Below are 20,223 nucleotides of genomic sequence, written 5' to 3' on the forward strand. Positions count from 1 at the left end.
CTTCAATAGGTGAAGCGATTATAGAGGCCAGAACCTGAAATACCGTTGATGCAGATCATTCGGACCTGCATCTTGTTTTACCGTCTGTTCACCGGGTAGGGGAGGAGGGAATCAGGTGCTGGCGGGTTCGAACCGCTGCTGGAGCCAGGACCTGATGTCGTCGGACTCGTACAGCCATTGTTCGTTGTCATTTTCCCGAATCAACAGGCAGGGTACCTTGACGCGCCCGCCACCGGCCGCCAGGGCTTCACGGTGACCGGCATCGTGCTGGGCATCACGGGTTTCGATGTTCAGCCCCAGGCGAGCCATTTCCTTGCGAACCTTGATGCAGAACGGGCAGGCGCTGAACTGGTAGAGTGCCAGGTTCTCGCAGGCGTCATCCACACGGCCTTGTTCTTCAGGGGACCGATCGACGCTCTTCGGGGTGCTGAGTTTTTCACTGATCAACATGAAGGGAGTCAGTATCAGGCGAAGGGTGCGAAAAAAATAACGGATAATAACTCTCATGGATGAAATAAGACTCCGAACTAAAGGGGTGAGCCGACAAAGCGCCTCACCAGACACGGGAGCGCGTACAGTATCATTCAGCAGGAGGCGGAGCCAGGCTTGGCGTACCCTGGGGTGCTGGTATGTTGCTGTGCGGGGGTGTTTCTGCCAATCTCATGTGCAAAACAGGTACAAGGCCGGGCTTACCGGTGGTTAAACAGGAGAACAATGCGATGACAGAAGACAAGCGCCGCCGCTACTCGTCCCCGGTTGTGGATGGTCTGGGCAAATCGGCAAGCCGGGCCATGTTGCGGGCCGTGGGGTTCACGGATGAGGATTTTCGCAAACCCCAGATCGGTATTGCCTCTACCTGGAGCAACCTGACCCCCTGCAACATGCACATCAATCAGCTTGCGGAAGAGTCTGCCGCGGGGGCCGACGAGGCCGGGGGCAAAAGCCTGACGTTCAACACCATTACCGTGTCCGACGGCATCGCCAACGGCACGGAGGGCATGAAGTACTCGCTGGTATCGCGGGAAGTGATTGCCGACTCCATCGAAACCGTGGCCGGCTGTGAAGGGTTTGATGGGCTGGTTGCCATTGGGGGCTGTGACAAGAACATGCCCGGCTGCATGATGGGCCTTGCGCGTCTGAACCGGCCGTCGGTGTTTGTCTACGGTGGCACCATCATGCCCGGGAAGAACCACACCGATATCATCTCGGTCTTCGAGGCGGTCGGGGCTCATGCCCGTGGCGATCTGGAACTGATCGACGTGAAACAGATTGAGGAAACCGCCATCCCCGGGCCGGGCTCCTGTGGGGGCATGTATACCGCCAACACCATGGCCTCGGCTATTGAGGCCATGGGGATGAGCCTGCCGGGCAGTTCGGCCCAGAATGCCGTTTCCGATACCAAAGCAGCGGACTGCCGGGCAGCGGGTGCGGCGGTACTCAACCTGCTCGACCGGGATATCAAGCCCTCGGATATCATGACCCGGGAGGCCTTTGAGAACGCGATTACCGTGGTCATTGCTCTGGGGGGCTCCACCAACGCCGTGCTGCATCTGCTGGCGATGGCCAGTACGGTGGGAGTTGAGCTTTCGCTGGATGACTTCGTGGAAATCGGCAAGCGGGTACCTGTGCTGGCGGACCTGCGCCCCAGTGGCCATTACATGATGTCTGAACTGGTAGCTATCGGGGGTATCCAGCCGCTGATGAAAATGCTGTTGGACAAGGGCATGCTGCACGGGGACTGCATGACCGTAACCGGGCAGACGCTGGCGGAAAACCTCAGGGACGTGGCGCCCTACCCGGAAAACCAGGACATCATTCATGCCTTTGACAACCCCATAAAGGCCGACAGCCATCTGCGGATTCTGTACGGCAACCTGGCACCCACAGGTGCCGTGGCCAAGATTACCGGCAAGGAGGGGACTCACTTTACCGGCAAGGCGCGGGTGTTTCACTCCGAGGAAGAGGCGCAGGAGCGGATCATGGATGGCACCGTGGTGGCGGGGGATGTGCTGGTCATCCGTTATGAGGGGCCAAAAGGCGGCCCTGGCATGCGGGAGATGCTGACACCGACATCCGCGATTATGGGCAAGGGCCTGGGCAGCGACGTGGCGCTGATTACGGATGGCCGGTTCTCTGGTGGCAGCCACGGCTTTGTGGTCGGGCACATCACGCCGGAAGCGGCGGAAGGCGGGCCACTTGCGCTGGTTGAGAATGGCGACACCATCACGATTGATGCCGTTGCCAACCGCATCGAACTGGACGTTCCCGCCGATGAGATGGAGCGTCGCCGGGGCGCCTGGTCAGAACCAGCCCCGAGGTTTACGCGCGGGGTTCTGGCAAAGTATGCGAGAACCGTAAGCTCGGCTTCGGAAGGGGCGGTGACGGACAAGCCCTGAGCGTTTCAGGGGCTGGCCGGTTCCGGGCGGCCCCAATAATACCCCTGTCCGAACAGGCCCGGGAACTGCTGCAACCAGCAAACCACGGCCTTGTCCTCTACGCCCTCGACTACGACATCCAGATCCAGCGCCTCGCCCAGCTCCAGAGCGGCGCGGAAGATACGCTGGCGAGTAGGATGGGCGAGGATATCCTTGAGAAAGCTGCGGTCAATCTTGAGTTCATCCAGGTCAAAGCTTGCCAGGGTGCCCAGTGAGGAATGGCCGGTGCCGAAGTCGTCCATCGCTATCCGGAACCCCCGGCGGCTGAGGGCATGGATAACGCTTCCGGATATCTCCGGATCGGTCATCATGGCCGTTTCCGTGATTTCCAGAATCAGGTCCCCGGTCTTCATGCCGTGGCGGGCAACGATGCCGGAAATTTCGTCCTCGAAACCGGAGTGCATCAGGTCCACAGCGGAAATATTCACGGCTACGGAAAGGTCAGTGCCATAGCGGGAAACCAGGTGGCGGTGCTCGCTACAAGCTCTCTCGATAACCCAGAGCGTCACCGGGTGAATCACGCCCACCTGTTCGGCCAGTGGTATCCATTGGTCAGGCGCTACCGCTCCGAATTCCGGGTGACGCCAGCGGATCAATGCCTCCACAGAGCGAACCCTCGAGTCGCGAATGCATACTTTTGGCTGGTATTCCAGCCACATGGCGTTGGTGGCCAGCCCGTCTTCCACGTCCAGCATCAGAACCTGCTGGCGGTACTGCCACTCGGCGATCGCCGGGTCATAGACAGTGAGTAGCTGGCCGGTATTCAGCGACGCAACGCCGGCGGAGGACAGGATGCCGGCTGCGTCGGCTCCATGCTCGGGCGCATGGGCAACGCCGAGCGAGGGGCCCCAGGAGAAGGAAAACCGGCCCTCCCGGAAGTTATCGGCCAGCCAGACTCGTATCTCCCCAAGCAGATCCTGAACGTGATCAGTGTGGGTTTCGCGATAAAGTGCGAACGCGTGGTTTGTGGTGTCCACCGAAGCCAGCCCGTATCCATTGATGATTACCAGCCGGGCGCCGGCAATACGCTTGAGATAGCGGTTCAACTGGCGCAGATAACTCTTGAGCAGGTCTTCGGCCGCACGGTATCCCAGTGCCTGTTCGATCTCGTTGAACCGGCAGAGCCTGACCATGCAGAGCGTATAGGGATTCTGGCTGGTATCGACGGTGGCCAGGGTTTCCTCGAGTATGGCCCGGTTGGGCTTGCCTGTGACCCGGTGGGATTTAAGCAGCCGATCATAGTCGTGTTCAATCTGGGAACGAACCTGTTGTTCCTGTCGAATCCGCATATCAATGCTCAGGCGTTTGCGCCGCTCCTGCCGCCTGACGCTCCTGAGGATATAGCCGCCACCGGTCAGAAACAGTAGGGCAAATACCACGACACCGCCGATAAAAGCCCTTCGGATCAGCTCTTCACTTGTTTCGAGGGCATAGGTTTCAAGCGCCTGTGGAAGCAGGCCGACGAGCAGCACGCCGTAGGCGATGGCAAGCAGGATGAGAATGAGGGGTAACGACCATCGGAACATATCGACCACGCGCAGGCTGATGTTTTTTCGTAGCTGGGTGCTGTCTGATGAGGTTGTGTTTGAATCCATTCTGTCAGTGCCCTGCCGGTTTTCCAGCATTCCTGTTACAATCTGTTTACCTTGGGAATCAATTTGTAACAATATGATTTATATGTAATTTTACGGGATTTAAAGAAATTTTGCATTTACTGTTTTAAACGCCCGTGTGTCGTGCTCCCCAAGCGGGTGACCACAATGAAGGCTGGTATAACTGACAAACCGGTAACGCATTTGCTGCCCCGGACGGCAGTCAAGGGGCGTTTTGGCTGGTATAGTTGTAACCTTGTCAGATCAGGCAAGCGCGTGCAGATAAATACAAGAAGGGTAGAAATGATGGTCCGATCGGCCGGTTTACTGGCGCTGACAATGTTCCTGTTGGTGACGTTTTCTTCCGTCAATGCCGTGGAAAGGGCAGAGTTGCAGCTGGCTTCGGTCAACGCAGCAGTGGCTTACGCTGACGCAGACGGACTGGTCTACGGCAAGAATGCCGACCGCCCCGTGCCCATTGCCTCTGTAACCAAGCTGATGACAGCGCTGGTTGTCATGGAGTCCGGCGGGCCGCTGACAGAGTGGCTGGAGTTCAGGGAGCGCCATATCCCGGCACCCGCCAACGCTTATACCCGTATTCGTAAAGGTTCCGAGCTGAAACGGGCCGATGTGCTGCGTATAGCGTTAATGTCGTCAGAGAACTTTGCCGCGTATACGCTTGCCCGCCATCACCCTGGGGGGTATGACGCTTTTGTTGCAGCCATGAATAGCCGTGCCCGAGAGCTTGGCATGGTTAATACCACGTTTGTGGATCCTACCGGGTTGTCGGCAGAAAATCTTTCCACGGCGGCGGATCTGGTACGTCTGGTCAGGGCGGCCAGCAAGTACCCGCAGATTCGGGAGTACTCCACCACTCGCTACTTCAGCGCCCACTTCCGGCAGCCCCGCTACCGCCTGGCGTTCGGAAATACCAATGTTCTGGTGCATCGTGATAGCTGGGGTGTGGGCATCAGTAAAACGGGTTACCTTTCGGAGGCCGGGCGCTGCCTGGTCATGCTCTCCCAAATGGGGGGCAAACCGGTCGTCACGGTGCTGCTGGATTCCCTGGGAACCCGGTCGCCAATGGGCGATGCCGGGCGCATCAAGCGCTGGCTGGCCACTGGCGCGGGTGGCAGTGTAGCCGCAGCGGCCCGGGCCTATGAGCGTAAAAAGAACGCCGCGTACGCGTCATCGGAAAGCGCCACGGTCAGCGCGAACTGACGCCGTATTTAAAAGGACTTCTGGCCATGATCGAAATCTTCACCACCGGCGGAACCATCGACAAGGTGTATTTTGATGCCAATAGCGAGTTTGAAATCGGAGACAGTCTGGTTGGAGAGCTGCTTGCGGAATCCAATATACGGGAAGGCTTTTCTGTCTCAGGCCTGATGAGAAAGGACAGCCTGGAAATGACGGATGAAGACCGCGAGGTTGTCAGGGCCGCAGTCAGCCGCTGCCCGGCGGAACATGTTGTTATCACTCACGGCACAGACACCATGGCAGAAACCGCACGAACACTGCTGTCAGTCCACGGCAAAACCATCGTGCTCACTGGCGCCATGCAGCCGGCCCGCATGCGCCGCAGTGATGCGGTTTTCAACATTGGTTTTGCATGGGCAGCAGTGAAGTTGTTGCCCCACGGCGTCTACATTGCCATGAACGGGGAGGTGTTCGAAGCCGGCTCTGTGCGCAAGAACCTGAAAGCCCAGCGGTTCGAGCGAACCTGATCAGCCCAGGCATTCCACTTCCTCCGCGGTTAGCGACCGGTACTGTCCCGGCGCCAGTGTCGGGTCCAGCACCACGCCTCCAATCCGCCAGCGATGCAGTCCGTCCACGTGGTTACCCACCGCAGCCAGCATCCGCCGGACCTGATGGTAGCGCCCCTCGGAAATGGTCAAATCGATCCGCCGTTCGTCCAGTTTGTGCACCCGGGCGGGAGAAGTCAGCCGGGAGTCATTGCGCAGTTCCACCCCCCGTTCCAGCCGGGTAATGGCTATGGTATCGATGGTTTCGCTGAGGGTCACACGATAGGTCTTGGGGCAATTGACTCGGGGAGAGGTTATTCTGTGGGACCACTGGCCATCGGTGGTCAGCAACAACAGCCCGGTGGTGTCCGCATCCAGCCGTCCAGCGATATGCAGCCCCTGCCGTACACCAGTGGGCAGGAGGTCCAGGGCGGTTGGTTGCTGGCTGTCCGTGGTGGCACTGATGACCCCCACGGGCTTGTGCAGCATCAGGTAGCGTTCGCCCGGAAGCGTCAGGGGTTGCCCCTCAAGTGTTACTGTGGACTCAGGGGGTACCAGCGCGCCGGCCTTGCGGCACGCCTGATCGTCGACCCGTACCCGACCTGCGCTGATGGCCTTTTTCGCCTCCCGGCGCGACAGAGTTGTGGCGTTGGCTATGAAATAATCCAGACGCATATTCAGGTGCAACCTTCGCCCGGAGGAGGCACGGTCAGGCTGGCAAGGCATAAAACCTCGGCGGAGCCGGTCATCCGGGCCCACAACAGCCCCAACAGCTCACCTGCAACAGCCGGGCGTTCCAGCCGGGCACTGGGCCTGGGTATGAGCCCCTCACCATTGTCCTCCGCCAGAATGAAGGTGAACGGATGCGCCCCGGGAATGCCAAGGCGGATATCCGTTGCCGTCAGCTTGCCATTGGCGCTTTCGTAGTGCAGGAAGCCATCCGTAAACCATTCCAGACGGCGGGCCTCGTCAAGCGATGCGGCTGCGCTTGCCAATTCGGCATCGCGCGGGAAGCTTTCCACGGTGACTGGCCCGCCTCCATCCAGAAATCCGGTGACGATTTCCATGCGCCGGTCCTCACCCATGACCGTGACCCGCCACAGGATGGTGTTAAAAGGCATTGGCTGTACCATTCTCGGGGCGTCCTGCAGATCTTCCTCTGCCAGGGCCGGCTCCACTCGGTCCGAAATGATCTGTTGCGCGGTGACACTCCAGCCAAGATACAGCGTAGACAACGCCAGGCCTGCCATGACGGCTCGGGTGTTGGGCCCACGGACCAGGAATGCCAATATCCCCGCCAGCAAGGGCAAGGTATACAGGGGGTCGATAATAAAAATACTATGGAGGGCAACCGGTGGCCCCACGGGCCAGAACAACTGGGTTCCGTAGGTGGTAAAGGCATCCAGTAGCGGGTGTGTCAGCAGTATCAGGGCGGTGACCGCCAGCCAGCGTTTGTAACTGAGAGCAGGGCGCCAGCGATACAGCGCGTAGGCGATAAAAAATGACAATGGAAGCAGGATGAACAGGGAGTGGCTGAAGCCCCGGTGCTGGGTAAAGTTGGCCACAGCGGTACCGTAGTCGATTACCACGTCCAGATCCGGCAGGGTGCCAAGGGCAGCGCCAATCAATAACGCTGAACGACCAAGGGTTTTTCCGGCAACAGCGCCAGCCAGCGAGGCACCCAGTGCAGCTTGGGTAATCGAGTCCATCGGAAGTGAAACCTTGTCAGTGGAGTCCAACAGGTATTATGCGTGGAAACGGCTTTTGGATCACGGGGTGTGGGTGGTCGGATAGATCACAGCAGGCAGAATAACAACAGCCGGTAGAATCGCTTCCACCGGCTGTTCGGGACAAGAGTCTGCGGAACGTCAGATTCTTCGGCGTCGGGCCAGGCCAATGCCCGCCAGGCCAAGACCCAGCAGTGCCAGGGTGCCGGGCTCAGGTACCGAGCGTGCGTTGAGTTTTGCCAGAAGATCCACCGAACTGATGGCGTGTTCTGCCGTGTGGAAGTCGTTCACTCCGTTCTCGAAACCGATGAGTTCCAGCGAATAGATCTGGCCACCGAATGTGAACTCGGAGTTGGACACGATGGATTCTTCAAAAATCACGACGTCATCGACAGGGCCGTCTTGCAGGTCCCAAAGTGTGAAGCACCATCCGAACAGGCAGATATTATAGGGGTTGGAGGCATTGTTGGGTGTTTCCTCATGCGAAAACACAAAGCTGCCTTCAGTGGCTGAGCCACCTTCAAAACCGAGCGTTACGTTCAGGTCCACGCCGGTCAGGGCATCACCGGTAACAGGGGCGTTGATGTGAGTGAATTTTCCCAGAACAAATGGCTGGTCATCACTGATCTGCCGAGGAAGTGGGCTGTAGGCGGTGAAGTCGTACCCGCTCTGGCTGCCGTGATACTGCGGTGTTCCCCAGCGAATGGAATCGGTCCCTTCACCGCTGACAGCGGAGCCAGTCGGATTCTCAAAGGTTCCATCAATGGTTTCCAGGTTGATGGGGAACGCTGCAACGCTGGTCGCCAGGGTCAGTAACGCACTGCTGACAATGCCTTTCCAAAATACCTTCATAGCGGGCCTTCAATTTCAATTATCTGTTTTACCACAGAGGGTTCCGTAGCGGTTAAATACAGATAAGCGAAATTTGTGCCACTATAAAAATATCTCATATTTCATAAAGGTAGGGCTAGTTGAAGAGTTACTGTGTATAAAATGTTGACACATTGTTCTCACAACTTTACACCCAGTGCGTTAAGAACCGCTTCGCCGGGATAGCCATCTGCTACCAGCTTGTTATCCGACTGATACTGTCGAATCGCCGAGCGGGTCTGGGGGCCCATAATGCCGTCCGGCTCGCCGGTGTCGAAGCCCTTTTCATTCAGAGCTTCCTGGATAGCGAGTATGTTATCCCGGGACAGGGCCGGCTGATCTTCCGGGGGCGGATTCTGCAGGCCTCCGGCGCCGGCAATCCGGTCCGCCAGGTGCCCCACGGCGATGGCATAGAATTCAGACCGGTTCCAGCCCATGATGACGCCAAAATTATGGTAAGCCAGAAAGGCCGGCCCGCGATGGCCGGACGGCACCACCAGAGAAGCCTTGATGGGTTCGTTTGCCAGGGCGTTGCCGAAAGCGTCGGTGACACCCAGCTGGCGCCATTCGTTGAGTTCAAGCCTGCGTCCGTCGGCCAGTTCGTAATCGAAGTTGTCTGGCAGCAGAACTTCCCGGCCCCAGCGGTAGTCGCCGTTCCAGCCCAGGTCCTCCAGGAAGTTGCCGGCTGACATCATGGCATCCGGCAGGCTGTTCCACAGGTCCCGTTTGCCGTCACCATCTCCGTCCACGGCATGCCGGAGGAAAACGGTAGGCATGAACTGCACGTGCCCCATGGCGCCGGCCCAGGACCCTTCCATCTGTTCGGCCGATATCGCCCCCTCGTCAATGATCCGCAGTGCGGCAATCAGTTGCTCGGTAAAGAACGTGCTGCGGCGCGGGTCACACGCCAGTGTGGCCAGGGAGCTCGGCACCGGCATTTTGCCAAAGTAAGCACCAAAGTTGGTTTCCAGGCCCCAGAAAGAGACCAGATAGGGGGCGGGTACACCGGTTTCACGGGTGACGCGGTCGAGCAGCTGGCGGTGTTCCTGCAACAATTCCCGCCCCTTGCTGACACGCTGGTCGTTTACCCTGCGGTTCAGATAGTCGGCGAAGGTGGTGGTAAATTCCGGCTGGCGCCGGTCCAGCTCGATAACCCGCTCTAGGTACTCGGCGCTCGCCAGCACGGTCGTGGCCGTTTGCGATGACACGCCGGCATCGATCGCCTGGCCCTCCAGCCGGTCAATGCACTGTTGAAAATCCTCTTTGGTGTCGCTGTAGGCCACGCCGGGAAGGCTTCCCAATGCCAATAGCCCGGCCATTGAAAAGTGGCAGATTGTCCGTTTGCCTGCAAAAGTCCCTGAGAATATGGTCGGCACGCTGAACCTCGGTCTGGGGTGGATATTCCAGGCTCATGGTAGCCTGTTTTCCGTGCTCTGAAATACCGTTGTGGACAGCTTTCGGTGACAATTCTTTAACCTGGAGTGTCCGGCTGCCATGCCTGTGTGGTCTTTTTGTAGCCCGGCTATTCCCGGGTAACGGCTTGTTCTATAGTTTGGGCGTATAAACGACTTACTCCTGAATAATAAGGTTCGAATCATGGCAACGCTGAAGGCGCTGGTGGTGGATGATGCCAGTTTTGTTAGGGACCTGGTCAAGCGGACGGTGCGCCAGCGCTTCCCGGTGATCGAAACTACCGACGCCCAGAACGGACGCAGGGCCCAGTCACTGATGTCCCGTACGGTATTTGACCTCATCCTGTGTGACTGGGAAATGCCCGAGATGTCCGGCCTGGAGCTGTTGCAGTGGATGCGCCAGCAACCCCAGTATGAAAAAGTGCCGTTCATCATGATTACCAGTCGCGGCGACAAGGATCATGTGGTGGAAGCCGTCAAGGGTGGAGTATCCGAATACCTGGGCAAGCCCTTCAGCCCCGAAGGGCTGAGCAACAAGATCATCAAGGTGATGGGCCGGCGGCTCAAGGAGGCCATGGATCGTAGCGGCAAGAGCATGGGTGGCCCAGCCGATGCCTTCAGGGAGTCTGCCACCCTGCTGACCCAGAAGCGGGAACCGTCAGCTTCGGTGCCACCCCGTGCGGGTAAGCCATCCACCGCCCGCGGCGCTTCATCGCGACCGGCCATGAGTGTGGCCTCGGTTCGTTTTGCGGACAGCACCCTGCGGTCGGTGGTCAAGGACATTACGCTCACGGAAGTCCGGGTGATCGCCAAGCGGGACCAGGAATTCCCGGGCATCCTCGACCAGGCAGTGGTGGATATCGAGGTAGCCGAAGATCAGGTAGCACGATTGAATGGTTACGTGCATCAGTTGCAGGCGGTAGAGAAGCGACAGGATACGGATTTTGTCAGCGTAACGATCCGCTTCGTCGACGAAGACCCCCAGAAGCTGGAAGACCTGTCCCGCTTCATTGCTCGCTTCCGCAGTGGGGGCTAGGCCCTTACGGGAAGGCTTCAGGAAGCGGTTTCCGGGAGCTTTTCCGCCAGTCGCTCCCGGGGAAAGTGGCAGATGAACTCGCTGCCATCGCCAATATGGCTGCGTATCTCCAGCCGGCCATCATGGTTCAGCAGAACGTGCTTGACGATCGCCAGCCCCAATCCGGTGCCGCCGGTTTCCTTGTGCCGGCTCGGGTCTGCGCGATAGAAGCGCTCGGTGAGGCGCGGGATGTGGACCGGATCAATACCGATGCCGGTGTCTTTTACAGACAGGTGCGCACCGTCACGATCGGTATTCCAGGTAATCGTAATCTGCCCGCCCGCCGGGGTGTATTTCACCGCATTGAATATCAGGTTTGAAAAGGCACTGCGCAGCTGGCTTTCGTCGCCCCTGAGCAGGTGGCGCTCGGAGATGTTGACGTTGAACTCATGGCCCTGCTCGCCGCTGAGGGCTTTAGCATCATGGCAGATCTGGTTGATCATTGCCTGGACGTCCGTGACCGCATCACTGACGGACTGTTCCCCGGTTTCAATCTTTGACAACAGTATCAAATCGGTAATCAGTGCTTCCATACGGGAGGATTGCTGGGCCATGGTGTTGATGGCACGGCGCCACTTGGGAGGCAGGTCATCGGCGTTGTCGACCAGCGTTTCCAGGTAGCCGCTGATCACCGTCAGCGGTGTACGCATTTCATGGGAGACATTACCGACAAAGTCCCGCCTCATCTGCTCGAGTTGGTAGAGCCGGGTGACATCCTTGGCCACAATCAGGCGATCATCGTCGCCAAAAAGGCTGATCTGGATCTGAAGGCGTATGTGGGGACGTGCCGGGGAGTTCAGGTCCAGAGGCTCGCGGTAGTCCCTGGAATCGAAATAGGCCTTGAACGCAGGATTGCGGATCAGGTTGTGGATGAACTGACCCTGGTCCGAACCGCGTCGAAAACCGAGCAGGTGTTCTGCCGAGCCGTTCCACCACTCCATGGCACCCCGTGAATCCGTCATGATGACGCCATCACGCATCGCATTGGTGGACTCCTGAACCCGGTTAATCTGGGCGCGAAGCCTGTCCTGAGTGCGGAGGTGAGTTTGATGGAGCTTGTGGAGGCCGTCAAAAATGTCGCCCCACAGGCCAACGCTTTGTGGGGCCTCATCGCTGCCGCCAGGGTTGCCAAACCAATGGTAGAGGCGCTTTGCCTGGGCGAGGGTCCACCAGAGGTAGACAAGGAGCCCTACGGTGAGCCCGTAAAGCGGCTCGCCAAAGAATAGCCCGATCGCCGTACAGGCAACCAGAAAGGCGATGATCCACCGCACATACCTTGACCAGTTGTGTTGCATTACTGCTGCCCCTGAATCAGTTCCGGCCCTTGCGGGGGGAGGGCGCCGGTTTGCGGTTATGCGGCCCTGGTAGAGAACCGGTAGCCGGTGCCCCGCACTGTCTGGATCAGGTGATCGTATTGGTCGCCAAGGGCTTTGCGCAGGCGGCGAATGTGCACATCAACCGTGCGTTCCTCAACGTAAACGTTCCCGCCCCAGACCTGATCCAGCAGTTGGGAGCGAGTATATACCCGTTCCTGGTGTGTCATGAAGAACTGAAGCAGCCGGTATTCCGTAGGGCCGATGTTCAGTGCGCCGGTTTCGGTGGTCACACGGTGGCCCACCGGGTCCAGTGTAAGGCCCTCCACCTCAATGGGTGTTTCCACACCCGGAGGAGTGGTGCGCCTCAGCACTGCCTTGAGCCGTGCTACCAGCTCCCGGGGGGAGAATGGCTTGGTAATGTAGTCATCGGCGCCGACTTCCAGCCCCTGAATCTTGTTGTCCTCTTCGACCTTGGCGGTGAGCATGATGATGGGGATTTCAGCGGTGGTCTCTTCTTTCTTGAGACGCCGCGCCAGTTCAACACCACTGGTGCCGGGAAGCATCCAGTCAAGCAGGATGAGATCGGGCTGTTTATCGACAATCAGGGCATGCGCTTCGCGGGCATCCGCTGCCTCAAGGTAGTCGTAGTCGGCCATTTCGAGGGCCACGGCAATCATTTCGCGGATAGGTGCCTCGTCATCGACGATCAGGACAGTTTTTCCAGTCATGAGCATTAACCTGTGTCAGACCTTGTTTTGTTGCTGCCTTATTACAACCCGACAGTGTTACAAGTATATGACAGCATCCGCCCGGCACAGGATTTGTTGGCTCAAGCGACCATCAGGTCCACCAGCAGGCCGGTAAACACCGCGAAACCGGCCCAGTTATTGTTGAGAAATGCTTTGAAGCAACCATCCCGTGTCCGGTCGCGGGCCAGATGTTGCTGGAAAACGAACAGGCAGGCCATGGCGACGAGCCCCATGTAGTAGAACACGCCCAGTTCGGATTGCTGGCCTACCAGTATCAGAATAAGCACCACCAGTCCCTGCAGAACCGCGATAACCGCGCGGTCCGCCTCCCCGAAAAGAATGGCCGTGGACTTGATGCCTATCCTGATATCGTCGTCGCGATCGACCATCGCGTAGAGAGTGTCGTAGGCGATGGTCCAGAGCACGTTGGCGGTAAACAGCAGCCAGGCCATGCGGGTAACCTCACCGGCTTCGGCGGCCCACGCCATGGGGATGGCCCAGGAAAAGGCCGCGCCGAGGAACAGTTGCGGCAGGTGGGTGTAGCGTTTCATGAACGGATAGATGAACGCCAGTATCACGCCACCGAAAGAGAGGTAGAGCGTCAGGGTATTGGTGAACAGCACCACCATCAGGAAGGCGATCAGGCAAATGCCGGCAAACAACGCAACGGCTTCCCAGGCATCGATCCGGCCAGATGTGAGTGGGCGGTCTTTGGTGCGCTTTACGTGGCGGTCCACCTTGCGGTCGGCGAAATCGTTGATAGCGCAGCCAGCGGCCCGCATCAGGAAAACGCCAAGGGTAAACACGATAAAGTTGCCGATGCCGGGAAAACCGTCCGCAGCCAGCCACAGTGCCCAGTAGGTCGGCCATAGCAGAAGCAGGCTGCCGATCGGGCGGTCGAGTCGCAACAGGCGGGCGTAGTCTGCAAGGCGGGCCTGTATGTGGTTGGGCACAGCATTGGACAGCATGGGCTTGATCCGTATCGGGTGAAGTGCAAGGGGTTGAGCGGAATTATAGCCAGCAGTGGCGCCCGGGTTAAAGGCTCGGTGGCTGGCGTGTCAACCGATCAGGGTAGGAAGGAAGTATTCGCCCACCAGCAGTGAGTGGTTGCCACTGAAGAACCGGGAACGGCGTGCCGCCAGAGGCTGGGCATTGCTGTCGCGGTGGCACAGCCCTGTTTCGAAGGGGCCCCGTTGCCACTCAGGGTTGCTGAACAGGTAAGCCCCCAGTGGTCTGCGGCCAAGGTTGCGCAGGCGGCGGCCCCGTCCTGCCAGGGTCACCAGGGGAACAATGGTGCGGGCAAGTACCCAGGGTGTGTCGTCGCCGTTGAGGCAGACCTCCCGTACCCAGGCATTCTGGCGCACCGGGATACCGAGGGTGCGGGCCTCTTCCAGAGTGGGGCGGGCAAAGCCTTCCTGAAGAATGTCCACACGAAAGCTGTCGCGACACTGAAGCTGCAGCGCCCGGGTCAGGGAACCCTCGAGTTTCAGCCAGTGGCCAAGTGCGCCATGAACCGCGGGGTTCCGAAGCCCGGCCGCTGAAAACGAGCGGTACCAGTCCGTTGGGGGAATGCCAACAGGGTTACAGTCCCTTGACGGCATAAATTCCCGGGGCGTTGCGCCAGTAGCCTTTGTAGTCCATGCCATAGCCAAACAGAAAGCGGTCTTCCACCTCCAGCCCGGTGAAGTTGGCTTTCAGGTCCGGCCTTGCTTTGCGGTCGTGCTGTTTATCCACCAGTACTGCTGTCATGACCTCTTTGGCACCATGGGCAAGACAGTAATCCGCAATGGCACAGAGAGTCGTACCTTCATCGAGGATATCGTCGACAATAAGAACGATGCGGCCATTCATGTCGGCGTCCGGCCTCAGTTTCCATTCCAGTATCCCGCCAGTCGTTTCCTGGCGATAACGGGTAGCGTGGAGGTATTCCGCCTGTACCGGGAACTTCAGCAGCGGCAGCAGCTGGCCTGTGAGAATCAGGCCGCCGTTCATCACGCAGAACAACAGGGGGTTGGTGTCTTTCAGGCGCCCGGTTATATCGTCCGCAAGGGACTGAATGGCGGCCTGTACCTGCTGTTCGCTTACCAGGCAGTCGGCTTCGGCCATTACCTGATTAAGTTCGGCGACGGTATCGGTCATAAAGGTCGGGTCCTGTCATAAAACCGGGGATTATACCGGAGGAGGCGCGCCGAAGGGAGGGGGCGTTCGGGCTGCGACCGGTCGGTATTTATGGCTATTGGCACAAAACCTGCCAAATGCCCGTCGGCACTGGCATTGGTCAACGCCGTAGCGATGGGTATGATGGTTTCCGGTTTGTGGAGTGCCGTGAAGGCATAGAAAGACTTGCGCGCATGATTGTCTGACAATTATCATCGCGCCCTGATGAGTTTTGGAGGAAGGCTATGAAAAAGTGGCAATGCGTTGTGTGCGGATTTATTTACGATGAAGCGGAAGGCTGGCCGGACGACGGCATCGCACCGGGTACTGCCTGGGAAGATGTGCCGGAAGACTGGGAATGCCCTGACTGCGGCGTTGGCAAGGAAGATTTTGAGATGATCGAAATCGGTTAATGGTGCCGGTATAAGCGACAGAGTCGGAGAGCAGGTAATGAGCGCAGACGCACCCATTGTGATTGTGGGAACCGGGTTGTCGGGTTACACCCTGGCGAAGGAAATTCGTAAACAGGACAGCAATACACCCCTTGTAATGGTGACGGCGGACGACGGCTTCAGCTATTCAAAGCCCATGCTGTCTACCGGCTTTACCAAAGGCAAGGAAGCGGACGAACTGGCCCAGGCATCGGCGGATGCCATGATCGAGCAACTGAACCTGGAGCTGCGCACCTACACCACCGTCACCGGTATTGAGCCGGAGGCCCATGAGCTGGTGCTGGGGGATGAACGGCTGGTTTACAGCAAGCTGGTGCTGGCCTGGGGGGCTGATGTCATACGTCTGTCCATCGCGGGCGATGGTCAGCAACACGTGTTCTCGATTAACGACCTGATGGACTATCGCGCCTTTCGTCATGCCCTGCAGGGCAAAAAGCGAGTGGCCATCATGGGGGCCGGCCTGATCGGTTGTGAGTTTGCCAATGACCTGCGCAATGGCGACTATGACGTTGACGTGATTGCCCCTTCCGATACCCTGATGCCCGGGCTGCTGCCCGCACCCGCCGCCGAAGCCGTGCGCAGTGGTCTGGAAAACCTGGGTGTGCGATTCCATCTGGAAACCGTGGTGGAACACATTGCTGAGTGCGACAAGGGCGTGAAGCTGACCCTGGCCAACGGCGAGACTCTGGATGCTGATCTGGTGATTTCCGCCGTCGGACTACGGCCTCGCACAGAGCTGGCGGCTGCAGCGGGTCTGCAGACCAATCGCGGAATCGTGGTGAACCGCAGTCTGCAGACATCCGCTCCGGATATCTATGCCCTGGGAGACTGCGCGGAAGTGGATGGCCACGTTTTACTCTATGTCCTGCCGTTAATGGCCTGTGCCCGAGCCCTGGCGAAAACCCTGGCAGGGGAACCAACCGAGGTGAAATACGGCACCATGCCGGTCATGATCAAGACGCCCTGCTGTCCCACCGCGGTCTGCCCGCCACCGACCGATGCCTCGGGTAGCTGGGACGTCGAGGCAGACGGCCAGGACGTTCGGGCGCTGTTCAGGAGCGATTCCGGCGACGTCCTGGGGTTTGCGGTTACCGGCCGATATGCGCTGGAGAAACAGGCCCTGTCAAAAGAAGTGCCGCCAATCCACGAGTAATCAGCGGTATCGGGATTGCGAAAGTCCCTGGCTTACGGTAGAAACTCATTCGTGAGCTAACGAAATTGACAGGAGCGGGCATGCTGGAAGTAACCAGAAAACTGGTGGATCTACTGGATCTTTCCCCGATGGGTGACGACCACTTTCAGGGGGACAGCGAAGACCTCGGCTTTCCCAATGTATTCGGGGGGCAGGTTCTGGGCCAGGCCCTGATGGCCGCCAGCCGCACCGTGGAGGGGCGCCTGCCCCATTCCCTGCATGCCTATTTCCTGCGGCCTGGCAATCACAGCATGCCCATCGACTATGAGGTGCAGCGGGTCCGCGACGGTGGCAGTTTTTCCGTAAGGCGGGTCATTGCGCGCCAAGGCGGTAAGGAAATACTGACCGGCTCCGTGTCGTTCCAGATCGCCGAGGAGGGTTTCGAGCACCAGTTGGATATGCCAGCTGCCCCAGACCCTGACAGCCTCAAGTCAGAGCAGGACTACGGCAAGATGCTTGCGCCCCATGTGCCTGAACACCTGCGAGATACATTGGTGCGGGATCGCCCCATCGAAATCCGTCCGGTGGATCCGGTCAACCCGTTAAAGCCCGAGCCCCGCCCCCCTTATAAGCAAAGTTGGTTCCGCACCCAGGGCCATCTGCCGGATGACCCGGTGCTGCACCGGTGCCTGCTGACCTATGCCTCAGACTTCTCGTTTCTGGGAACCGCACTGAATCCCCATGGTGTGACTTTCATGAGCAAGAAGATGCAGATAGCCAGTCTGGATCATTCGATCTGGTTCCACCGTGAGTTCCGGATGGACGATTGGCTGCTCTACGACAAGGACAGCCCCAGTGCGTCGGGCGGACGCGGCTTCAATCGTGGTAACTTCTTTGACCAGCAGGGACGGCTGGTGGCGTCAACAACACAGGAAGCGTTGATTCGCCAACGTGGTTAGCCAGTTCCGCGGCTTTTCTCCGGGCGCCCCCGTTTGTCCAGCCACGCTGTCAATTCATTGAATGGCAGCGGCGGCGTGATCAGGTAGCCCTGAATCATGTCGCAACCCATCTGCTCAAGCAGGTCCAGTGTTTCCTGCTTTTCCACACCTTCGGCGACCACGGTATAGCCTAGGCTATGACACATATCGATGGTGGTTTTGACGATGACACGGTCACCGGCTTCGGTGGCCAGGTCGGTCACCAGGGATCGGTCGATCTTGATTTCGCTGGCGGGCAACTGCTTGATATACGACAACGATGAGTAACCGGAGCCGAAATCGTCAATGGACAGCGGGATCCCCGTGGCGTGCAATGACTTGAGGGCCTTCAGGGAGTTGACCGGGTCCTGCATCATCGAAGTTTCGGTGACCTCCAGGGTAATCGCTCCCCGATGTGAGTGGTAACTGCTCATCAACCGCTGCACAAACATTGGAAAGTCCCGTTCCCTCAGGTTATTTGGAGAGATATTCACCGAAACGTCGAGGCTGTGACCCATTTCTAGCAGACGGCTTCGGATGGCCAGGGATTGCTCCAGTACCCAGCGGGTCAGCGGTTTGATCAGGCCGGTTTGTTCTGCCAGGGCAACGATTTCATCAGCGGGGACAGGGTTTTTATGGTCCGGCCAACGTACCAGGGCCTCAACTCCGACAACTTCGCCGGTTTTCAGTAACAGCTTTGGCTGCAGATAAAGCGCAAGCCTGCCGTTCTTCAGGGCGTGTCTCAGGTCCGAGGCCAGTGTCAGGCGATCCGCACTGTAGGAATCCCGCGATGGGTGGTAAAAGGCCTGCCCCCGGTCTCTGGCATCTTCCGAGCCCTGGGCAATGAAGGCCCGGCGTATCAATGTGTTGGCGTCTGTGGCGTCATCCGGACAGATGGCTGTTCCGGTGTGAGGGTCCAGGGGCAATTGCATGCCCAGATAATCCAGCGGTTCGCGGAGTTCCTGCAGTGCATGGGCCACGGCCCGTGGAACCTCTGCCAATGTGTCGGTCTCTACCACAAAGCCGAAGGTGGAGGATTCCAGCGAGGCGAGATAGAACGACTGTTGCTCCGTGGTCTCCACCGGAGAGATACCGGGCAGGTCCCCCACAATGCTGTTGAAACGTCGGGCAGCCAGTTCGATCAGGCGATCCGTATTGCGATGTCCGAGGGTTTTGGTGATAGACGGAAGGTTGGTGAGGTGGATCACGGATATGGAAAACCGTTTGTCCGCTTCCCGGGCGATCAGCTCGTTGATCATCATCTCCAGACAGGCGCGATTGGGCAAGCCCGTCAGTGGGTTGTGTAACGCCTGGTCAATCAGTCTCAGTTCTGCCGACCGTCTTGCCGCCATGGCAGCAATTTCCGCTTCCCGGGCTCGCACCTTGTCTTCCCGCTCCTGATAAAGCCTGGCCGCAAGGGCAATGGTTAACAGAATGGCTTCGAGGGCCGAGCCAATCTCCATGCCATAAGCAGTGACGAAGTTGGTGGGAATAAGTCCGTACTTGTTGGCGGCGGTCACCGCGCTGCCCACAGTCAGCAGTCCCCACGCAATGGTGTAATAGCTGGCCTGAGGGTTTCCCCGGATCCACTGCAGCGGCCCGATCACGGTCAGCAAAAGACAGCTGGGAATCGCCAGGGCAACCGTAAGCCGGCTGGCAATGCTGTAGTCAGTAATAAAGGTGAGTACCACAACCGCAAGGTTCACCACCACGGTGTACCATACCAGCCTGTCCATTTTCGGGCTGGTGGCTCGGAGGTTAAGGAACGCGCGGGAGAACAGCAGCGTGAAGATCAGCGCCACCGGAACGGTCAGCATCATTGCCTGGTTGTGTAACCAGGGCAGCCCTGGCCAGAGCAACTGGTAGGTGCTGCCGTTCAGGCTGCCAACCAGCAGGAGATACCCCAGGGTGGAAAGCACATACAACAGATACATACGCTCGCGCAGCGCCAGAAAAATAAACAGGTTGAAGAAGATCACCATGATCAGGATGCCGTAGTAAATCGCATGCATCTGGTCTTCGACCGATGCGGCTTCGAAAAACGCGGCGGTATTCCAGAGCCGGACAGGAATCTGCATGGCCCCCTGGCTACGAACTCTCAGCAGGATCTGGTAGTCACTGTCGGGATCTACGTTGTAGGCAAACAGGAAATTCCGGTGCCGGACCGGGCGCTGGTCGAACGGGTAATGATCACCTGTCAGTATGCGCTGCCGGACAACGGCGTTTTCAAGAAGATAGAAGGTAATATGGTCAAGCTGAGGATAGCGGATTTCCAGCACCTGGCGGGGGCCGGGTATTGCTGAAAGGTCTGACGCAGGGATGCGAAGCCACACGGTATCGCGGATGTAGCCGAAGTTCGGACTTTCGCCTTCCAGTGACTGCCAACGATCAGAAGCAAGCGCTTCCCTGAGATCCAGCTCTTCTGAAGGCGCCACCCGGATGTAGTCCATATCCGGCTCTGCGAACCCGGATTCAGGAGGGTTCGCCTGGGTTCCGAAAGCCATTATGATCAATGCGCCCATGAGGGCGAAAAGCTGAGCAATATGGCGCACGTAGTACCAATCTAGTTTGGAGTGTCCATTTC

19 protein-coding genes are annotated in these 20,223 nt (G+C 58.5%); 7 read left to right on the plus strand and 12 right to left on the minus strand.

What is annotated here, in order from left to right:
- Positions 1–111: 111 nt before the first annotated feature.
- Positions 112–507, minus strand: a complete 396-nt coding sequence (locus tag ABJM11_RS18000) for a glutaredoxin (RefSeq protein WP_348294100.1) — start codon at positions 505–507, stop codon at positions 112–114.
- A gap of 212 nt (positions 508–719) precedes the next feature.
- Here ABJM11_RS18000 and ilvD point away from each other — a divergent pair, with 212 nt between their 5' ends.
- Positions 720–2,396 carry a dihydroxy-acid dehydratase gene (ilvD, locus tag ABJM11_RS18005; protein WP_348294101.1) on the plus strand — a complete coding sequence of 559 codons (1,677 nt, stop codon included), beginning with the start codon at positions 720–722 and terminating at the stop codon, positions 2,394–2,396.
- A 5-nt stretch (positions 2,397–2,401) separates the two neighbouring features.
- Here ilvD and ABJM11_RS18010 read toward each other — a convergent pair whose 3' ends face one another.
- The gene (locus tag ABJM11_RS18010; RefSeq protein ID WP_348294102.1) at positions 2,402–4,030 is read right to left on the minus strand and encodes an EAL domain-containing protein; all 1,629 of its coding nucleotides are present in this window, start codon (positions 4,028–4,030) and stop codon (positions 2,402–2,404) included.
- Positions 4,031–4,330: 300 nt separating this feature from the next.
- Between ABJM11_RS18010 and pbpG the strand changes: the two genes are divergently transcribed.
- Both pbpG and ABJM11_RS18020 read left to right on the plus strand, forming a co-directional pair.
- Positions 4,331–5,248, plus strand: coding sequence for a D-alanyl-D-alanine endopeptidase (gene pbpG / locus ABJM11_RS18015; RefSeq protein ID WP_348294104.1), 918 nt, complete (start codon positions 4,331–4,333; stop codon positions 5,246–5,248).
- A gap of 26 nt (positions 5,249–5,274) precedes the next feature.
- Positions 5,275–5,754, plus strand: a complete 480-nt coding sequence (locus ABJM11_RS18020; RefSeq protein ID WP_348294105.1) for an asparaginase domain-containing protein — start codon at positions 5,275–5,277, stop codon at positions 5,752–5,754.
- Here the strand turns inward: ABJM11_RS18020 and ABJM11_RS18025 are convergent, their stop codons facing one another.
- From ABJM11_RS18025 to ABJM11_RS18040, 4 genes are all read right to left on the minus strand, one after another.
- The gene (locus tag ABJM11_RS18025; protein ID WP_348294106.1) at positions 5,755–6,447 is read right to left on the minus strand and encodes a pseudouridine synthase; all 693 of its coding nucleotides are present in this window, start codon (positions 6,445–6,447) and stop codon (positions 5,755–5,757) included.
- Between the two features lie 2 nt (positions 6,448–6,449).
- Complete coding sequence (locus tag ABJM11_RS18030) at positions 6,450–7,481, minus strand: metal-dependent hydrolase (RefSeq protein WP_348294108.1); 1,032 nt, start codon at positions 7,479–7,481, stop codon at positions 6,450–6,452.
- Positions 7,482–7,640: 159 nt separating this feature from the next.
- On the minus strand, positions 7,641–8,351 hold the full coding sequence (locus ABJM11_RS18035; RefSeq protein ID WP_348294109.1) for a THxN family PEP-CTERM protein: 711 nt from the start codon (positions 8,349–8,351) through the stop codon (positions 7,641–7,643).
- 158 nt (positions 8,352–8,509) lie between these two features.
- Positions 8,510–9,688 (minus strand): lytic murein transglycosylase, encoded by a 1,179-nt coding sequence (locus ABJM11_RS18040; protein WP_407070017.1) that lies wholly within the window; start codon positions 9,686–9,688, stop codon positions 8,510–8,512.
- Positions 9,689–9,965: 277 nt separating this feature from the next.
- On the opposite strand from ABJM11_RS18040, the gene ABJM11_RS18045 reads away from it, so the two are divergent.
- A complete protein-coding gene (locus tag ABJM11_RS18045) occupies positions 9,966–10,817 on the plus strand; it encodes a response regulator (protein ID WP_348294112.1) in 852 nt (283 codons plus the stop codon).
- Positions 10,818–10,834: 17 nt separating this feature from the next.
- Here the strand turns inward: ABJM11_RS18045 and phoR are convergent, their stop codons facing one another.
- The 5 genes from phoR to ABJM11_RS18070 form a co-directional block, all read right to left on the minus strand.
- Positions 10,835–12,151 carry a phosphate regulon sensor histidine kinase PhoR gene (phoR, locus tag ABJM11_RS18050; RefSeq protein WP_348294113.1) on the minus strand — a complete coding sequence of 439 codons (1,317 nt, stop codon included), beginning with the start codon at positions 12,149–12,151 and terminating at the stop codon, positions 10,835–10,837.
- Between the two features lie 56 nt (positions 12,152–12,207).
- Positions 12,208–12,900 (minus strand): phosphate regulon transcriptional regulator PhoB, encoded by a 693-nt coding sequence (gene phoB / locus ABJM11_RS18055; RefSeq protein ID WP_348294114.1) that lies wholly within the window; start codon positions 12,898–12,900, stop codon positions 12,208–12,210.
- 101 nt (positions 12,901–13,001) lie between these two features.
- On the minus strand, positions 13,002–13,889 hold the full coding sequence (gene ubiA, locus ABJM11_RS18060) for a 4-hydroxybenzoate octaprenyltransferase (protein WP_348294116.1): 888 nt from the start codon (positions 13,887–13,889) through the stop codon (positions 13,002–13,004).
- A 90-nt stretch (positions 13,890–13,979) separates the two neighbouring features.
- Entirely contained in the window at positions 13,980–14,522 is a 543-nt protein-coding gene (locus ABJM11_RS18065) for a chorismate lyase (RefSeq protein ID WP_348294117.1), read from the minus strand.
- The gene (locus ABJM11_RS18070; protein ID WP_348294119.1) at positions 14,503–15,060 is read right to left on the minus strand and encodes a hypoxanthine-guanine phosphoribosyltransferase; all 558 of its coding nucleotides are present in this window, start codon (positions 15,058–15,060) and stop codon (positions 14,503–14,505) included. The genes ABJM11_RS18065 and ABJM11_RS18070 overlap by 20 nt, the downstream gene beginning before the upstream one ends.
- Positions 15,061–15,323: 263 nt before the next feature.
- Between ABJM11_RS18070 and ABJM11_RS18075 the strand changes: the two genes are divergently transcribed.
- The 3 genes from ABJM11_RS18075 to tesB all read left to right on the plus strand — a co-directional run bounded on the left by ABJM11_RS18075 (position 15,324) and on the right by tesB (position 17,621).
- Complete coding sequence (locus ABJM11_RS18075; RefSeq protein WP_135803992.1) at positions 15,324–15,491, plus strand: rubredoxin; 168 nt, start codon at positions 15,324–15,326, stop codon at positions 15,489–15,491.
- A gap of 37 nt (positions 15,492–15,528) precedes the next feature.
- Positions 15,529–16,683 (plus strand): FAD-dependent oxidoreductase, encoded by a 1,155-nt coding sequence (locus ABJM11_RS18080; RefSeq protein ID WP_348294120.1) that lies wholly within the window; start codon positions 15,529–15,531, stop codon positions 16,681–16,683.
- An 80-nt stretch (positions 16,684–16,763) separates the two neighbouring features.
- Complete coding sequence (tesB, locus tag ABJM11_RS18085) at positions 16,764–17,621, plus strand: acyl-CoA thioesterase II (RefSeq protein WP_348294121.1); 858 nt, start codon at positions 16,764–16,766, stop codon at positions 17,619–17,621.
- On the opposite strand, the gene ABJM11_RS18090 is transcribed toward tesB, so the two are convergent.
- Entirely contained in the window at positions 17,618–20,191 is a 2,574-nt protein-coding gene (locus ABJM11_RS18090; RefSeq protein WP_348294123.1) for an EAL domain-containing protein, read from the minus strand. The two genes, tesB and ABJM11_RS18090, sit on opposite strands and share 4 nt — an antisense overlap.
- Positions 20,192–20,223: the final 32 nt, after the last annotated feature.

The organism is Marinobacter sp. (assembly GCF_039977835.1).
GTDB lineage: Bacteria > Pseudomonadota > Gammaproteobacteria > Pseudomonadales > Oleiphilaceae > Marinobacter.